Annotated in this window: 15 protein-coding genes; 9 read left to right on the forward strand and 6 right to left on the reverse strand. The window is 46.9% G+C overall.

Going from position 1 to position 16,693, the window contains the following annotated elements; translation table 11 throughout:
• A partial coding sequence (locus H595_RS0108655; RefSeq protein ID WP_027670855.1) for a transposase occupies positions 1–326 on the forward strand: 326 nt, incomplete at its 5' end.
• A 106-nt stretch (positions 327–432) separates the two neighbouring features.
• Here the strand turns inward: H595_RS0108655 and lpdA are convergent.
• The 6 genes from lpdA to ampD form a co-directional block, all read right to left on the reverse strand.
• A complete protein-coding gene (gene lpdA / locus H595_RS0108660; protein WP_027670856.1) occupies positions 433–1,845 on the reverse strand; it encodes a dihydrolipoyl dehydrogenase in 1,413 nt (470 codons plus the stop codon).
• Between the two features lie 156 nt (positions 1,846–2,001).
• Positions 2,002–3,678, reverse strand: coding sequence for a dihydrolipoyllysine-residue acetyltransferase (aceF, locus tag H595_RS0108665; RefSeq protein WP_027670857.1), 1,677 nt, complete (start codon positions 3,676–3,678; stop codon positions 2,002–2,004).
• A gap of 11 nt (positions 3,679–3,689) precedes the next feature.
• Positions 3,690–6,356, reverse strand: coding sequence for a pyruvate dehydrogenase (acetyl-transferring), homodimeric type (aceE, locus tag H595_RS0108670; protein WP_027670858.1), 2,667 nt, complete (start codon positions 6,354–6,356; stop codon positions 3,690–3,692).
• A 65-nt stretch (positions 6,357–6,421) separates the two neighbouring features.
• Entirely contained in the window at positions 6,422–7,180 is a 759-nt protein-coding gene (gene pdhR, locus H595_RS0108675; RefSeq protein ID WP_027670859.1) for a pyruvate dehydrogenase complex transcriptional repressor PdhR, read from the reverse strand.
• 430 nt (positions 7,181–7,610) lie between these two features.
• The gene (gene ampE / locus H595_RS0108680; protein ID WP_027670860.1) at positions 7,611–8,468 is read right to left on the reverse strand and encodes a regulatory signaling modulator protein AmpE; all 858 of its coding nucleotides are present in this window, start codon (positions 8,466–8,468) and stop codon (positions 7,611–7,613) included.
• A complete protein-coding gene (gene ampD / locus H595_RS0108685; RefSeq protein WP_027670861.1) occupies positions 8,465–9,022 on the reverse strand; it encodes a 1,6-anhydro-N-acetylmuramyl-L-alanine amidase AmpD in 558 nt (185 codons plus the stop codon). The genes ampE and ampD overlap by 4 nt, the downstream gene beginning before the upstream one ends.
• Before the next feature lie 68 nt (positions 9,023–9,090).
• Here ampD and H595_RS0108690 point away from each other — a divergent pair, with 68 nt between their 5' ends.
• The 8 genes from H595_RS0108690 to coaE all read left to right on the forward strand — a co-directional run bounded on the left by H595_RS0108690 (position 9,091) and on the right by coaE (position 16,685).
• Positions 9,091–9,624, forward strand: coding sequence for a retropepsin-like aspartic protease family protein (locus tag H595_RS0108690; protein ID WP_027670862.1), 534 nt, complete (start codon positions 9,091–9,093; stop codon positions 9,622–9,624).
• Positions 9,625–9,626: 2 nt separating this feature from the next.
• Positions 9,627–10,496: a carboxylating nicotinate-nucleotide diphosphorylase gene (gene nadC / locus H595_RS0108695; RefSeq protein WP_205623198.1), complete on the forward strand. Its 870-nt coding sequence runs from the start codon at positions 9,627–9,629 to the stop codon at positions 10,494–10,496.
• Between the two features lie 87 nt (positions 10,497–10,583).
• Positions 10,584–11,249: a DUF1294 domain-containing protein gene (locus H595_RS0108700; RefSeq protein WP_027670864.1), complete on the forward strand. Its 666-nt coding sequence runs from the start codon at positions 10,584–10,586 to the stop codon at positions 11,247–11,249.
• Positions 11,250–11,567: 318 nt separating this feature from the next.
• The gene (locus tag H595_RS24760) at positions 11,568–11,903 is read left to right on the forward strand and encodes a pilin (protein WP_027670865.1); all 336 of its coding nucleotides are present in this window, start codon (positions 11,568–11,570) and stop codon (positions 11,901–11,903) included.
• Positions 11,904–12,182: 279 nt separating this feature from the next.
• Positions 12,183–13,880, forward strand: a complete 1,698-nt coding sequence (gene pilB, locus H595_RS0108710) for a type IV-A pilus assembly ATPase PilB (RefSeq protein ID WP_027670866.1) — start codon at positions 12,183–12,185, stop codon at positions 13,878–13,880.
• Between the two features lie 81 nt (positions 13,881–13,961).
• Entirely contained in the window at positions 13,962–15,197 is a 1,236-nt protein-coding gene (locus H595_RS0108715) for a type II secretion system F family protein (protein ID WP_027670867.1), read from the forward strand.
• A 4-nt stretch (positions 15,198–15,201) separates the two neighbouring features.
• Positions 15,202–16,080: a prepilin peptidase gene (locus H595_RS0108720; RefSeq protein ID WP_027670868.1), complete on the forward strand. Its 879-nt coding sequence runs from the start codon at positions 15,202–15,204 to the stop codon at positions 16,078–16,080.
• Positions 16,080–16,685, forward strand: coding sequence for a dephospho-CoA kinase (coaE, locus tag H595_RS0108725; RefSeq protein WP_027670869.1), 606 nt, complete (start codon positions 16,080–16,082; stop codon positions 16,683–16,685). Before H595_RS0108720 ends, coaE begins: the two co-directional genes overlap by 1 nt.
• The last annotated feature ends 8 nt before the right edge of the window (positions 16,686–16,693 follow it).

Raw genomic sequence — 16,693 nt, forward strand, 5'->3', positions numbered from 1 at the left:
TGGATGAATTTGCTGCGACTTGGGATGAAAAACACCCTGGGATCAGCCAGTCTTGGCGAAACAACTGGAGCCGGCTGAGTGTATTCTTCGACTATCCACCTGAAATCCGGAAGGTTATTTACACGACCAACGCGATTGAATCTCTGAATGCCAGCTTGCGGAAAGTGACTAAAACCAGACGTTCATTCCCGAACGACGAAGCCGTGTTAAAACTGCTATATCTGGCTTTACATCAAATTGCGAAGAAGTGGACAATGCCACTTAGGGACTGGAAACCGGCGATGAATCAGTTCATTATCATGTATGGTGACCGTGTATCGCTATGAGAAACAGCCACTTACACAGAAAATTTTACATACTCATAGTATGGATTCTTATTATTGATAAAAAAGGCCGCAGTTGCGGCCTTTGTTTTACTTAGCAAAAAAAACCTTACTTTTTCTTCGCTTTCGGGTTTGGCAGGTCAGTGATTGAGCCTTCGTACATTTCTGCTGCTAAGCCGATAGACTCGTTCAACGTTGGGTGAGCGTGGATGGTTAACGCGATATCTTCTGCGTCGGCACCCATTTCTACTGCTAAACAGATTTCACCTAACATTTCACCGGCGTTAATACCGACAATAGCGCCACCGATAATGCGGTGCGTGTCTTTGTCGAAAATCAGCTTAGTGAAGCCTTCAGTACGGGCTGAGGCGATAGCACGGCCTGACGCTGCCCATGGGAAGGTAGCGGTTTCATATTTTAAGCCCTGCTCTTTCGCTTCTTTCTCAGTAACGCCTGTCCAGGCCATTTCCGGGTCGGTGTAGGCTACTGATGGAATGCAGCGTGGGTCGAAGTAGTGCTTCATGCCCGAGATAACTTCTGCGGCCACGTGGCCTTCGTGTACGGCTTTGTGCGCTAACATTGGCTGACCGATAACGTCGCCGATAGCATAGATATGGCCAACGTTAGTACGCAGTTGCTTATCTACATTGATAAAGCCGCGCTCGTCGACGTTAACACCGGCTTTTGCCGCGTCTAACAGGTTGCCGTTTGGCTTACGGCCAACTGCTACCAGAATTTTGTCATAACGAACCGCTTTTTCTGGTGCGTTTTTACCTTCAAATGTAACGTACAGGCCGTCGTCTTTAGCTTCAACTGCCGTTACCTTGGTAGATAACATGATGTTGAAGTTTTTGCTGTTGTACTTGGTGTAGGCTTTAACTAAGTCAGCATCGGCTGCGGGTACTAACTGGTCAGCAAATTCTACTACCGATACTTTAGAACCCAGCGCACGGTAAACAGTGCCCATTTCTAAACCGATAATACCGCCGCCCAATACCAGCATTTCGCCCGGGATGTCTTTTAATTCCAGTGCGCCGGTTGAGTCGATAACGCGGTCGTCATCTTTTGGAATGAATGGCAGTGCAACTGGCTCTGAACCAGCAGCAATAATAGCCTGTTCAAAGGTGATAGTGGTGTCGCCAACCTGTAAGGTGTTCGCACCGGTAAATTTACCGAAGCCATTAACTACCTTAACTTTACGCATTTTCGCCATGCCGCCCAAGCCGTTGGTTAACTGACCAACTACTTTGTCTTTCCAGGCACGGATTTTATCTAAATCAATTTCTGGTGCGCCAAAAGTCACACCGTGTGACGCCATATCGCGGGCATCGTCAATCACCTTAGCAACGTGTAATAAGGCTTTAGACGGAATACAACCTACGTTTAAGCACACGCCACCTAAGGTGCTGCGGGCTTCAACCAGGGTAACGTCTAAACCTAAATCTGCTGCACGAAACGCTGCAGAATAACCGCCAGGGCCTGCGCCCACGACTACTACCTGAGTTTTAATATCGTTGCTCATCGTATTACCTTTTATATCGGGTCAGTTCGGGTGACTGATAGCAGCATGTAGGGCAAGGCTATCAGGCGAAAAAAGTGGCAGAATTTTAACATCCTACCTGAGCGATGTCCCGTAACTTTTCAACACGGGACCCAAAATTTGCTCAAGTAAAATGTATTACATAATGATCTGGCGAATATCGGCCAGATAACTTGCCAGTGTTGCAGTAAAACGCGCCGCTAAAGCACCGTCTATAACGCGGTGGTCGTAAGACACACTTAACGGCAACATCAGCTTAGGCTCAAACTCTTTACCGTTCCATTTTGGCTTAATGTCAGACTTCGATACCCCTAATATGGCAACTTCCGGCGCATTTACAATAGGCGTAAACGCCGTACCGCCAATGCCGCCTAAGCTTGAAATGGTAAAACAGCCACCTTGCATGTCGGCAGAGGTTAATTTACCTTCACGCGCTTTTACCGAGATTTCTTGCAGCTCGCGCGACAGCTCGATAATGCCTTTTTTGTTAACGTCTTTAACTACCGGCACCACTAAGCCATTGGGTGTATCTACCGCAATACCTAAGTGCACGTATTTCTTTAATATTAAGCTTGCACCGTCTTCTGACAACGAGCTACAGAAGGTTGGGAACTCTTCCAGTGCTTTGGCCACGGCTTTCATAATAAATACCAGCGGCGTGTACTTAACACCCAGTTTTTTCTTCTCGGCCAGGGCATTTTGCTCTTTGCGGAAGTCTTCTAAGCCGGTGATGTCTGCTTCGTCAAACTGGGTAACATGCGGAATGCGCACCCAGTTACGGTGTAAATTGTTACCAGACAGTTTTTGAATACGTGATAGCGGCTTGGCTTCAACTTCGCCAAACTTAGCAAAATCCACTTTAGGCCAGGCGATTAAATCAAAGCCCATGCTATTGCCTGAACCTGAAGTAGCACCGGAGCCCGAGGCACCCGACTCGACCTGTTTCACCAGTTGCTTCACATAGTTTTGTACGTCTTCTTTTACCACACGGTCTTTACGACCGGTACCTTTAACCTTGGCCAGGTTAATACCAAATTCACGCGCTAAACGGCGAATAACCGGTGATGCATGCGCATAAGCACTGTTTTCGACAAAGCCGTCAGCCGCTGTTGCAGAAGCAGCCGGTGCCGCTTCAGCTTTAGCTGTCGGAGCTTCGGTTTTCGTTTCGGCTTTAGTTTCGGCTTTAGTTTCGGCTTTGCTCTCAGCTTTTGGCGCTTCAGCAGCGGTATCGCCGTTGCCTTTTGCATCGCCTGCAGTTTCAAACACCATAATCAGGCTGCCGGTAGACACCTTGTCGCCAACACTAATTTTAATTTCTTTAACCTTGCCACCGAACGGCGCCGGTACTTCCATACTGGCTTTGTCGCCTTCAACACTAAGCAATGACTGATCTTCGGTTACCGTGTCGCCCACTTTAACCATAATCTCGGTAACTTCTACTGCGTCACCGCCAATATCAGGCACGTTAACGTCTTGTACGGCAGCTTTGCTTTCTGTCTTGGCCGCCGTGTCAGCTTTTGCGTCGGTTTTAGTGTCAGCTTTCGCTTCTTGCTTCGCCGGTGCGGCGTCGGCTTTAGCAGCGGCTTCGCCTTCAAAAATCATAATCAGGCTGCCGGTGTTTACCTTGTCGCCTACTTTAACTTTAATTTCTTTTACCACGCCAGCTTCTGCCGCTGGTACTTCCATTGACGCCTTGTCACCTTCAACGCTAAGTAAAGACTGATCTGCGGCAACCTTATCGCCTACCTTGACCAGAATCTCAGTGACTTCAACTTCATCAGCACCAATATCCGGAACTTGAATTTCAATAGTCATTTGCAATCCTCTTATGCGTACAGCGGGTTGGTTTTACCGGTGTCGATGCCAAATTTCTTAATGGCATCAACCACTACCGCTTTTTTCAGTTCGCCTTGTTTTACCAGCTCGGTTAACGCAGCTACCACGATATAACCGGCGTTAACTTCAAAGTGACGACGCAAATTCTCACGGCTGTCAGAGCGGCCGTAACCGTCGGTACCCAGCACCTTGTAAGACGCCGCTGGTACAAAAGCGCGCACTTGATCAGCATAGTTTTTCATATAGTCGGTTGCTGCAATAGCCGGCGCCGCGTTCATAACACTGGCAATAAATGGCGTTTTGGCATCGGCTTCCGGGTTAAGCATGTTAAAACGCTCGCAGTCCTGGCCGTCACGGGCCAGCTCGTTAAACGAGGTTACCGAGTACACATCAGACGCTACACCGTAATCTTTGCTTAAGATTTCAGCGGCTTTACGCACTTCATTTAAAATGGTGCCAGAGCCTAACAATTGCACTTTACCGCGGTCGCCATTTAAGCTTTCCAACTTATAAATACCGCGACGAATACCGTCTTCAGCGCCTTTAGGCATTGCCGGGTGATGGTAGTTCTCGTTCATTACGGTAATGTAGTAGTAGATGTTTTCCTGTGCTTCGCCATACATGCGGTGAATACCGTCATGCAGAATAACCGCCAGCTCAAAAGCGTAGGTGGGGTCGTACGAAATACAGTTAGGCACGGTGCTGGCTAAAATATGGCTGTGGCCATCTTCGTGCTGCAAACCTTCGCCATTTAACGTGGTGCGCCCTGCTGTGGCACCTAACAAGAAACCACGGGCTTGTTGATCACCCGCCATCCACGCCATATCGCCAACACGTTGGAAACCAAACATGGAGTAATAAATGTAAAACGGGATCATCGGTAAATCGTTGGTGCTGTAAGACGTTGCTGCAGCAACCCAGGATGACATAGCACCCAGTTCGTTAATACCTTCTTGCAGTACCTGTCCACCGATATCTTCTTTGTAGTAGCTCACTACAGAACGGTCTTCCGGCGTATAGGTTTGGCCGCCCGGGTTATAGATACCAATTTGACGGAACAAGCCTTCCATACCAAACGTACGGGCTTCGTCGGCAATAATAGGCACAATTTGCTTACCTATGTGCTGATCTTTCAGCAAAATATTCAGCGCCCGCACATAAGCCATGGTGGTAGAGATATCCCGCTTTTGCTCTTCCAACAATGCATCAAAAGCAGATAATGCCGGCAGTTCCAGTTTTTGCGTAAAATTAGGCAAACGTACTGGTGTGTAGCCATTTAACGCCGCACGGCGGTCGTGCAGATATTTCAGCTCTGGCGAGCCTTCCGGCAACTTAATATACGGTAAGTCGGCCACCGCATCTTCGCTGATATAATCTTCCAGACCTAAACGCTTGCGCAATTGCAGCACGTGCGTCATGTCCATTTTCTTCACCTGGTGCGCGATGTTTTTACCTTCTGCCGCATCGCCCATGCCGTAACCTTTAACGGTTTTAGCTAAAATAACCGTCGGTTTATCGGTACATTCTTGTGCTGCTTTAAACGCAGCAAACAACTTAGACGGCTCATGACCACCGCGTTTTAACGCGAAAATTTCTTCGTCAGTCATATCGGCCACCAGCGCGGTGGTTTCCGGGTAACGACCAAAGAAGTGCTTGCGCACATAGGCGCCATCGTTAGCTTTGTAAGTTTGGTAGTCGCCGTCGACGGTTTCGTTCATCAGTTGCAGTAATTTACCAGTGGTGTCTTTGGCCAGTAATTTGTCCCAGCCACGACCCCATACCACTTTAATGACGTTCCAACCGGCGCCACGGAACAAGCCTTCCAGTTCCTGAATAATTTTACCGTTACCCATTACCGGGCCATCAAGGCGCTGCAGGTTACAGTTAATTAAGTAACACAGGTTGCCCAGCTTCTCACGCGCGGCGAAGCTGATAGCACCGCGTGATTCTGGCTCGTCCATCTCACCGTCACCTAAAAAGGCATATACGCGCTGCGCACTGGTGTCTTTTAAACCACGGCCGTGTAAGTACTTTAAGAAACGCGCCTGATAAATAGAAGCAATAGGGCCTAAACCCATCGACACCGTAGGGAACTGCCAAAACTCTGGCATCAATTTAGGGTGCGGGTAGCTAGATAAGCCTTTGCCGTCTACTTCCTGACGGAAGCTGTCTAACTGTTCAGCCGTTAAGCGGCCTTCAACAAAAGCGCGGGCATAAATACCCGGTGAAATATGGCCCTGGTAATACACTAAATCGCCACCGTCTTTGTCGTTTGGTGCGCGGAAAAAGTGGTTAAAACAGGTTTCATAAAACGCAGCTGAAGACTGGAACGATGCCATGTGGCCGCCCAAATCCAGCTCTTTTTTCGAGCCGCGCAGTACGATCATAATGGCGTTCCAACGGATAACCGAACGAATACGTCGCTCCAGGTTAACATCGCCCGGATAAGCCGGTTCTTGCTGCGTAGGAATAGTATTAATGTAGTTCGTTGTTACGCCGGTTGGCATAGCCACACCGTCTAACCGGGCCTGCTCCAGTACTTGCTCTAACAAGAACTGTGCCCGCTCTACCCCTTCGGTGCGAACAACTGATTCCAGCGCTTCAAGCCACTCTTTGGTTTCCAGAGCGTCGATGTCAACTTTACTGACTTCAGACATATCGAGGTTTCCTTTGGTTATGCACGCCTGTGCTATAGATGCCCATGTGCGTTAATAATAAGATACTAGCCTTGCTGCGTGCGCCGTAAAGACCGCTCAATACGCGAGCGCTCTTTACCAACATCCAGCAAAGCTTCTTCAATAAAGGCCAGATGGCCATTGCTAGCCTGGCGGGCTTTTTCTGGCTCGCCATTAATAACCGCTTGCATTAGCCGTTGCCGATGCGAATTCAGCTGGCTGACAATGCCTTCTTTTTGCTGCAGTGTTTCCAGGTTTACCCGGATATTCTGCTCTACTAATGGTGTTAGGCCGCGAACTAAATGCAGTATAACCACATTGTGCGACGCTTCTGCGACGGCTAAATAAAAACTGCCTACAGCACGGGCTTCTGCGTCTATATCGTTTAGCTGCTGCGCCTGACAAATAGCGTCATAGTGTGCAGTAATTTGCGCAAAGTCGGCATCTGTGCCACGCAATGCTGCGTAGTACGCACAAATACCTTCCAGTGCGTGCCTGAATTCCAGTAAATCAAATTGTGACTCTGGATGGCGGGCGATCAGTTCAAACAACGGATCAGTAAGCCCAACGGCTAAATTGTCACACACGTAGGTGCCACCACCTTGACGCCGGCTAACTAAACCCTTGGCTTCCAGTTTTTGAATGGCCTCACGCAACGATGGCCGCGACACCGCAAACATTTCAGCTAAATCACGTTCTGGTGGCAGCTTTTGCCCTGGCGTAAAACTGCCTTCAAGCAACATATTCTCTAGCTGCTCGACAATGCGATCAGAGAGTTTTGCCGGTTTAATTTTTAAATCTGCCATGCTGCGCTGTATGCCCTGGTACAGAGCCCGCATTGGACTCGATGTAAATTGGTCTTACCAATTTATTGTTAATGGTGATAAGGTAGCAGTTTCTGCATAACAAGTAAATAAAGCAGAGAATCTATGCAAAGGCAAAAGCGGAAAATAGTTAGAGTAATAACTCAACATGGCTAAGGTGTGACAGGCAGAGAATGAATTGGTCTGACCAGAGTGGTAGGGCGATGACGATACCAGCCCGGCCACCAGCGCCAACTTCCGCAGTGCTCGCCACAATGGACTTTCGGCAGCCGGTCCGCCTTCAAGCAGGCGGACCGGCTGCGCGAAATGAGTTTGTGGCTGTACTATCGGAGTTAACGCCTACTACGGTTACCCCCCCTCTTTAGCAAAGAGGGGGAGATTCGATGGCTGGGGGAGAGATTCAGACGTTTGCCTAACCCAGCCAGCCAGTCAGCGTTAAAATAGCTGTAAAGGCTAAGAAAAACAGCATATTGCGCTTAGCTAGCTGCACCATATAGCTGCTGTCTTCCAACGTATTTAAGCTCTCAACAGGTAAGGGCTCGGCTGCGGTAGCCACATCAGCAACGACGTGTTCGTTGTCGGCGGTAAAATCAAGGAAATAACTTAGCAGCGTGGTTGAGGCACGTGAAAAATGCCCCACCAACGCAAAACCCAAACCAAATAAACGCGCAGGAAACCAGTGCGCCCAGTGAGCAATACAATGCACCGCCTTGTTGTCATCACCCAAGCAAACGGCATAATCTGCCGCATCGTCGTCTACTACAGTTTCTTGTAGGTGCCTTACCAGCGCATAAGTTATGACACCAAATACGCCAAGTAACAAAAACCAAAACACGACTGTGGCGTAATAGCGAAAATTCAACCACACCAACAGTTGGCCATAGCTGCTTTGCTCACGTTGACTGCCCATATCGGTGCGTATTTGTTGCATGGCCAGAAATGCGGCTTCTTCGTCGCCTCGTTCCATGGCATTTAAATACTGCTTGTACAGCTGACGATAATGCCAACAACCAATTGCCACTAACAACACCAAGGTGCTGACAACCAGTGAGAGCAAATGACTGTCGGCTAAATAAAGTAGCAATGTTAGCGCGGCACCTGGCAATGCCAGCCAGAGATACTGGCCAAGCTGATGCGATGCCAGTTTATTAAGGGCCGACCCTGCGCTAAACCTTACATAAGCCCGACAATAACGACTCGCCTGCCAGGCGTTACTGCGCACCGCCAACCGTTCAATAATTAACGCCAGCAGCATACTAATTAATGTCATACAGAAAACTCCTTGATGGCTCTTTGGTAACGCTTCCAGTCAAACGCGATGCCCGGGTCAGTTTTTCGCCCGGGCGCAATATCACAGTGTCCCACTATACGCTCTGACGTAATAGCCGGATGCTGCTGTAACAAAAAATCCGTCAGCTGTATCAAACTAAGATATTGCTGCTCAGTATAAAGTAAATTGTCGGTGCCTTCTAACTCGATACCAATAGCAAAGTCGTTGCAGCGCTCACGGCCATTAAAATCACTTTTACCTGCATGCCAGGCACGCTTGTCAAAAGGGACATAATTAAAAATGCGGCCATCGCGCCAAATAACACAATGCGCAGACACCCTCATTCCGCGCAAATCGTTGAAGCTAGGATCCGCGTTGCAATCCAAAGTGCCCATAAACAAGGCATCAACGTAACTTTGTTCTGGTTGCAACGTAAAGTGGCCAGCAGGCAGGCTAATATTGTGGATCACTAACAAGCTGATGCTTTCGCCCTCAGGGCGCGCATCAAAATGCGGGCTATGGCGAATGGTCATGGTAGGCGCATGGGCACTCATTAGAAGTTTTGCCTTTGCCGGATGGTATCAGTAAGCTATAGCGCTATTGTCAACGCAGGACGCTATTAATGCAAGCACCTGAACCAACTAACAAATATGGTAAGACCTTTGCCATTATTGCCTGGTTAATACTGATGGTACTGCTGTTTATGTTTTTTCAGGACACCATTGATAAACAGCTTAACCCTAACCAGCAACTACACAGCATACAGGGCAGTGGCGGTGAAACCCGCACAGTATTAATTCGCAATAAAAGCGGCCATTATGTTGGCACTGCACTTATTAATAACCAACCGGTCAATTTTATGCTCGACACCGGCGCCACCACTATCGCCATAGATGACAGCACCGCTAAGCAGCTTGGTATGCCATTTGGTCAACCTATGCAGGTTAGCACGGCCAACGGTGTGACTCAGGCATTTTTAAGCCGGGTAGACAGCCTGCAACTGGGCGATATTAAACTGTACAATATTCCTGCCAGTATAGTACCTAATTTGGCTAATGGTCGTGGCGATGCTGAGATATTACTGGGCATGAGTGCGTTAAAACAGTTAGAATTCCATCAACAAGGCAACCAACTTACCCTGATTCAACATCAATAATTATGCATACTGACTACCTAGATTTGCTGCAACACGAAATACAACGCGCTGTCGCCAGTGCACTATCTGAAGACCTGGGCTTTTTACCGGTAGCGCAAGGCGATATTACCGCGTCGTTAATTCCTGCAACCCAGTTAGCCAGCGCCAACATTATTACCCGTGAAGATTGTATTATTTGTGGTACCGCCTTTGTCGATGAGGTATTTAAGCAACTGGGTAACGACGTCACGGTTGTTTGGCAGGTTAAAGACGGCGATAAGGTTAGCGCCAATGCCACGCTATGTACACTGCAAGGCCCGGCGCGTATTTTGCTCACCGGTGAACGCAGCGCATTAAACTTTTTGCAGCTACTCAGTGCCACCGCAACACAAACTGCGCATTATGTGCAGTTTTTAGCCGGCAGCAACACGCGGTTACTGGATACACGCAAAACTATTCCCGGTTTGCGCTTTGCGCAAAAATACGCCGTCTTTGTTGGCGGTGGAAAAAACCATCGTATAGGCCTGTTCGATGCCTTTTTAATTAAAGAAAACCACATAGCCGCCGCAGGCTCCATTGCCAAAGCTGTGGCAACCGCCCGGCAGAATTTTCCTGACAAACCGGTTGAAGTAGAAACAGAAAACCTCGACGAGCTGCAACAGGCTCTTACTGCAGGTGCGGATATTATTATGCTGGATAACTTTAGCCTGGCCGACATTAAACAGGCGGTTAGGCTTAATAACGGCCGGGCCAAGCTGGAAGTGTCAGGTAATATTACCAGTGAGCGTTTAGCTGAGCTCGCGGCAACGGGTGTCGATTACATATCCAGTGGCGCATTAACTAAACACGTGCAGGCCATTGATTTGTCTATGCGACTAAAGAATACCCCCTAAACAATGCCTAAATAATATAATGTTGTTTAAACTTCTGGTACGTTGTTGTGGTCTCAGGGAGCGAGGCGATGATCCAGGATATGTTTAATGCATTTAACCGGTACAGTGGTGTTTTGGCGCGACGATAAAGGCTTTGGTTTTGTGTTGTGCGACAACACGGCTGAAAAATTGTTTTTCCATATAAGAGACAACACCGACCGCACAGAACGGCCAACACAAGGCGATCGGCTGCAATTTAGCTTGGCACAAGATAAACAGGGCCGTAATATCGCCGCACCTTGGCAGTTAATGGCAACCCGCACTGCCAGTACAAGTAAAAAAGCCATTTCTACTTCTTACCAAGCCGCTGAAGGTTTTAGCATTCAGTATGCGCATCAAATTGCACTTATTTTTCGTATTAGCTTCTTAATTGCGGTTGCGGCTGCACTGCTATTTGGCCGGTTAATCTATGTGCTACCACTACTGTATGTTGAAGCCAGTATTTTTACCTATTGGCTGTATAAAACAGATAAAGAAGCGGCCATAGCGCGGCATGGTAATCGTTTAACTGAAGAAAGCCTGCAATTGTTTAGCCTAATAGGTGGCTGGCCCGGCGCTTATCTGGCGCAGCAGCAACTGGCACATAAAAGCCGAAAACATCAATTTCGGCGTGAATTCGGCTTTGTTATTTTGGGCAATGCGTTGTTGGTAATCTGGTTATTTTCATCCTGGGGCCAGGCGTTTCTTAGCAGAATGGCGCTACTGGCAAATTAGGTTGTCTAGCTAGTAGTTCAAGTTATGCACATTGTGCCCGCAACACACTTTACCCTCGCCAAATTCGCCGGGCAAAAAGGAACAGGCTAAAAAAGTCAAAAAAACAGGCAAAACAAGAAAACTTTTAGAGCAACTAAACTAGTAATTTTATACTAGTATTTTCTAAAAAAAACCTAGCGCCATTCAGATAATATTCATAAATAGCAGTAATTTAGAAATAACTGACAAAATTAGTTACATTTAGCTTGCACCTGAGGCGAAAATGACCAAAATATGAGGTAGCCCCAAGCGGCTATTACAACATCAGGAGAAGTAATTATGAAACGCGTACAACAAGGTTTTACCTTAATTGAATTAATGATCGTGGTAGCGATCATCGGTATTTTGGCTGCCATCGCATTACCAGCGTACCAAAACTACACTATTCGTTCTGCAAATAATGCTTGTTTAGCTGAAACTAAAGCCTACGTAAATACCGCATTAGCTGAATTACATGACGGAAATGCACCTGGTGCTCCAAACTTATCCGCATGCACTTCAATTACGACACCAACTTCTTTTGCAGACACAGTAGCGGGAGATCCAGCTGATCCAGGCACTGGATCTATCTCTTGTGTGTTAGCTGATGGTGGCAACTGCATACTAACGCCTTAATAATTTGTTTAATTAAAAAACCTCCTTTGGGAGGTTTTTTTGTAACTATATAACCCTTACTAATAATTAGCCTTTAATAATTAAACCCTTCTACTGATGGCTCGCATCAGCTTATACCCAAAGCAATAATCGTATCTTTTAAAAATTTTATGAAATTTAAACTAGATGCTTGGGCTTATCACGTTGCAACAGTACTATAAACTTGAATAACCCGCGTTTAGTGGCATAATCAACTGACTATGCAAAGTCTTATTAGCAATATCAGGATGTTTTCGCTTAATGGCCGTTACGACTACCTCTACCTTATTTAGACGCTTAGTGCAGCTGGGCATTATTAATGGCGAGCAAGCCACTAAAATTATTACCGACAAAGGCGGCCAATTTAAAAACCTGCCTGAGCTGCTGATAAGTGAAAAACTGATTACCTCAGATGCCCTTGCCAGGGCGGCAAGCGGTATTAGCCAGGCTATTAGCCTGGATTTAGAACATTACGACCTTGCTTTTGTACCCGAAGATTTACGCAACGAAAAGTTAATCCGCAAAACCGATATGCTGCCGCTAGGCAAACGCGGCCGCAATATGTATTTAGCTGTTGTCGACCCCACTAACATTCAAACCATTGAAGATTTTGAATTTAATACCGGCTTAAACGCCGAAGTGGTTGTGGTGGAATACGACAAACTGCACAAGCTGATTGATAAGCTATTTGATAACAGCATGGGCGGCGATTTTAGCGACAGCGACTGGGATTTAGGCTCAATGGGTATTGAGCAAGCTGAAGAAGACGACGGCCCGGGCGCACAGCCCGATAAAGAAGACCAGCCGATTATAGCCTTTATTAACAAGATGCTGCTGGATGCCATTCGCAAAGGGGCCTCTGATTTGCACTTTGAGCCCTACGAAAAAACCTACCGTATCCGCTTTCGTATTGACGGCATTTTAAATGAAGTTGCCAGCCCACCCGTAGCCTTATCTACGCGGTTATCGGCGCGATTAAAAGTCATGTCACGCTTGGATATTGCGGAAAAACGGGTACCTCAAGATGGCCGTATTAAACTAAAACTGTCGGCAAAAAAATCTATCGATTTCCGTGTGAGTACCCTACCTACGCTTTGGGGCGAGAAAATTGTAATGCGTATTCTTGACTCAGACAGTGCCATGCTGGGTATTGATGTGCTGGGTTATGAAGAAAACCAGAAAAAGCTCTATCTAGATGCGTTGGCCCAACCGCAAGGTATGATACTGGTAACAGGCCCAACAGGTTCGGGCAAAACGGTATCTCTCTATACCGGTTTGGCGATTCTTAATACCAGCGAAACTAATATATCAACCGCAGAAGACCCGGTAGAAATTAACTTAGCCGGGGTAAACCAGGTACAGGTTAACCCACGTGCAGGCCTAACATTCGCCTCTGCGTTAAAAGCCTTTTTACGACAAGATCCCGATGTCGTTATGGTGGGTGAAATCCGGGATTTAGAAACTGCTGAAATTGCTATTAAAGCCGCACAAACCGGTCACTTGGTATTATCTACCCTGCACACTAACTCGGCGCCGGAAACCTTAACCCGCTTGCTTAATATGGGTGTGCCATCTTATAACGTTGCCAGCTCGGTATCATTAATTATTGCCCAGCGCCTAGCCCGCAGGCTTTGTGGTCAATGTAAACAACTAGAAGTATTACCTGAAGCTGAACTGTTAAAGCAAGGCTTTACACCTGAGCAGCTACCTAGCATAAAAATATTTAAACCGATAGGTTGCGACCATTGCACTAATGGTTATAAAGGCCGGGTAGGTATTTATGAAGTGATGCCAATCAGTGGCAAGATGGCCGACATCATTATGCAAGGCGGTAACTCGTTAGATATTGCCACCCAAGCCCAGAAAGATGGCGTGAATAATTTGCGTCAGTCAGGTTTAATTAAAGCAGCTGCTGGTTTAACCAGCCTTGCTGAAGTAAACCGGGTAACCAAAGGTTAAATTTATCTTTACAATCATTAAGCGGTGCGGCAATTTACCCCGCTTAGAAAGTGCGTTTAAGTTCAGCAACAGGATACAATTATGGCTCAGGCACAACAATTTAAAATAAAAGAGCTGGAAGCATTTAGCTATAAGGGCGTAAACCGGCGCGGTAAAAAAGTTGACGGTGAAATTAAAGGCACCAGCATATCGGAAGTAAAAGCCTTACTGCGTCAGCAAGGCATTACGCCATCGGGAGTTAAGCGCAAACCGAAATCGCTATTTGGCGAAGGCAAACCGATTAAACCAGTAGATATCGCGATCTTTACCCGACAAATAGCCACCATGCTGGGTGCTGGCGTGCCGTTAGTGCAATCAATTGATTTGATAGCTAATGGCTCTGACAATAAAAATATGCGAACTTTAATGCAGAAGATATCGGTAAAAATACAAGCTGGTTTACCGTTGTCAGACACCTTGCGCGAACACCCTAAGTATTTTGATGCATTATATTGTGACCTGGTGAAATCAGGTGAATCATCAGGCTCATTAGATGCGATCTTTGACCGCCTGGCCGTTTATAAAGAAAAGGCTGAGGCACTTAAATCTAAAATTAAAAAAGCCATGTTTTACCCGATAGCTGTTGTCGTCGTTGCAGCAATCGTTACCTCTATTTTGTTAATTTTTGTGGTTCCACAATTTGCCCAAATTTTTGCCGGCTTTGGGGCTGAGCTACCCGCATTTACCTTATTTGTATTAGGCATATCGGAATTAATGCAAAAATACTGGTGGATTGTTTTAGGTGTAGTAGTGGCAATTGGCTACATGGTGAAAAAAAGCTATGCCAATAACTTAACGTTTCGGACCTGGGCAGACGGTCGCATCATTAAACTGCCCGTTATTGGCAATATATTAAATAAGGCCGCAGTCGCACGTTATGCACGTACACTCTCTACCACCTTTGCTGCCGGCGTGCCATTAATTGAAGCGTTAGAGTCTGCTGCAGGCGCCGCCGGTAACGAAGTGTATAAAAACGCCATCTTGTTTATTCGGGAAGAAGTCTCCTCAGGTAATCAAATGTATTTAGCCATGAAACAAACCGACCAATTCCCTGAAATGGTGGTGCAGATGGTATCTATAGGTGAAGAGTCAGGCGCGCTCGATGGTATGCTGGGCAAAGTGGCCAATATTTATGAGCAAGAAGTAGATGATGCTGTAGATGGCCTAACCGCACTACTTGAGCCAATGATTATGGCTGTTTTGGGTGTAGTTATTGGTGGCTTAATTATTGCTATGTACCTGCCAATTTTCCAACTTGGTGATATTGTAGGGAGATAATAGATTGCAGGAACTGTTTATCACTTTGCAAGAATATCAAACGTTATTTATCAGTTTAGTAATTATTTTTAGCCTGATGATTGGCAGCTTTTTAAATGTGGTGGTCTACCGGCTGCCAAAAATGATGGAAAACGACTGGCAACAAGAATATCAGGCCTATTTTAACGCGGACCAAACGCAGCCTGAGGCTGGTAAGTTTAACCTGGCCGTGCCACGCTCTGCCTGCCCTAGCTGTAATGCACAACTTAAGGCACGAGATAATATACCCGTGCTTAGCTGGCTGCTATTAGGCGGTAAATGCCGCAACTGTAGCGCACCGATTAGTAAGCGCTACCCGGCTGTAGAGACGCTTACTGCGGTTATGTCTGGTGTCGTAGCGTGGCAGTTGGGTTTTGGTGTTCCGGCGTTGTTACTTATTATCATTACCTGGGCGCTTATTGCACTCACGTTTATTGATATCGACAGGATGCTACTGCCTGATCAATTAACGTTACCTCTCTTGTGGTTGGTACTGGTATTTAGTCTGTCAGATTCAGCCTTTGTTAATCCTTCACAGGCCATTATTGGCGCCGCTGCAGGTTACCTTAGTTTATGGTCGGTATACTGGCTATTTAAACTGCTTACCGGTAAAGAGGGCATGGGCTACGGTGACTTTAAGTTAATGGCCGTGTTTGGTGCTTTGTTAGGCTGGCAGCAGTTGCCACTGATTATTCTATTGTCGTCGTGCGTTGGCGCGGTAGTGGGCATTACATTACTAAGTGTGCAGGGTAAGGACAAGGCGACACCAATACCTTTTGGCCCTTACATCGCCGCCGCAGGCTGGATAGCTATGCTGTGGGGTGAGCAACTAACAAACGCCTATCTACGCTATTTAGGCGTGTAATGTCGGGCTTTGTAGTGGGCCTTACCGGTGGCATAGGCTGCGGCAAAAGCACCATTGCTACGCTTTTTGCCGACTTAGGTGTTGGCTATGTTGATGCAGATATTGTGGCACGTGAAGTGGTGTTACCTGGCACGCCTTGCCTTCAGGCAATTGTACAGCGATTTGGTAACACCATTTTGCAAGCAAATGGCGAATTAAACCGCCATAAACTGCGGCAGCATATTTTTAGCCATGCCTCCGACAAAGCCTGGCTGGAACAATTGCTTCATCCTGCAATAAGGCAGCAGCTACTCGAGCAATTGCACACGCTAACGTCACCCTACGCTTTGCTGGTGGCACCCTTATTGTTGGAAAACAAGCTAAACCAATATGTGCAACGGGTGTTGGTTATAGATTTACCTGAAAGCCTGCAGCTAGAACGCGCGATGACACGTGATGCAGCCAATGCTGAACAGATTAATGCCATAATGGCTGCACAGATGTCGCGTACGCAACGGCTGAAACTGGCCGACGATATTATTACTAATGACAGCAGTCTCTCTGAATTGCCCGCTAAAGTTGCCGCCCTGCATAAGCAGTATTTGTTGCAGGCAACATCACAGTAGTTTCTGGC

Origin of the sequence: Rheinheimera baltica DSM 14885, assembly GCF_000425345.1 — a bacterium.
Lineage (GTDB): Bacteria > Pseudomonadota > Gammaproteobacteria > Enterobacterales > Alteromonadaceae > Alishewanella > Alishewanella baltica.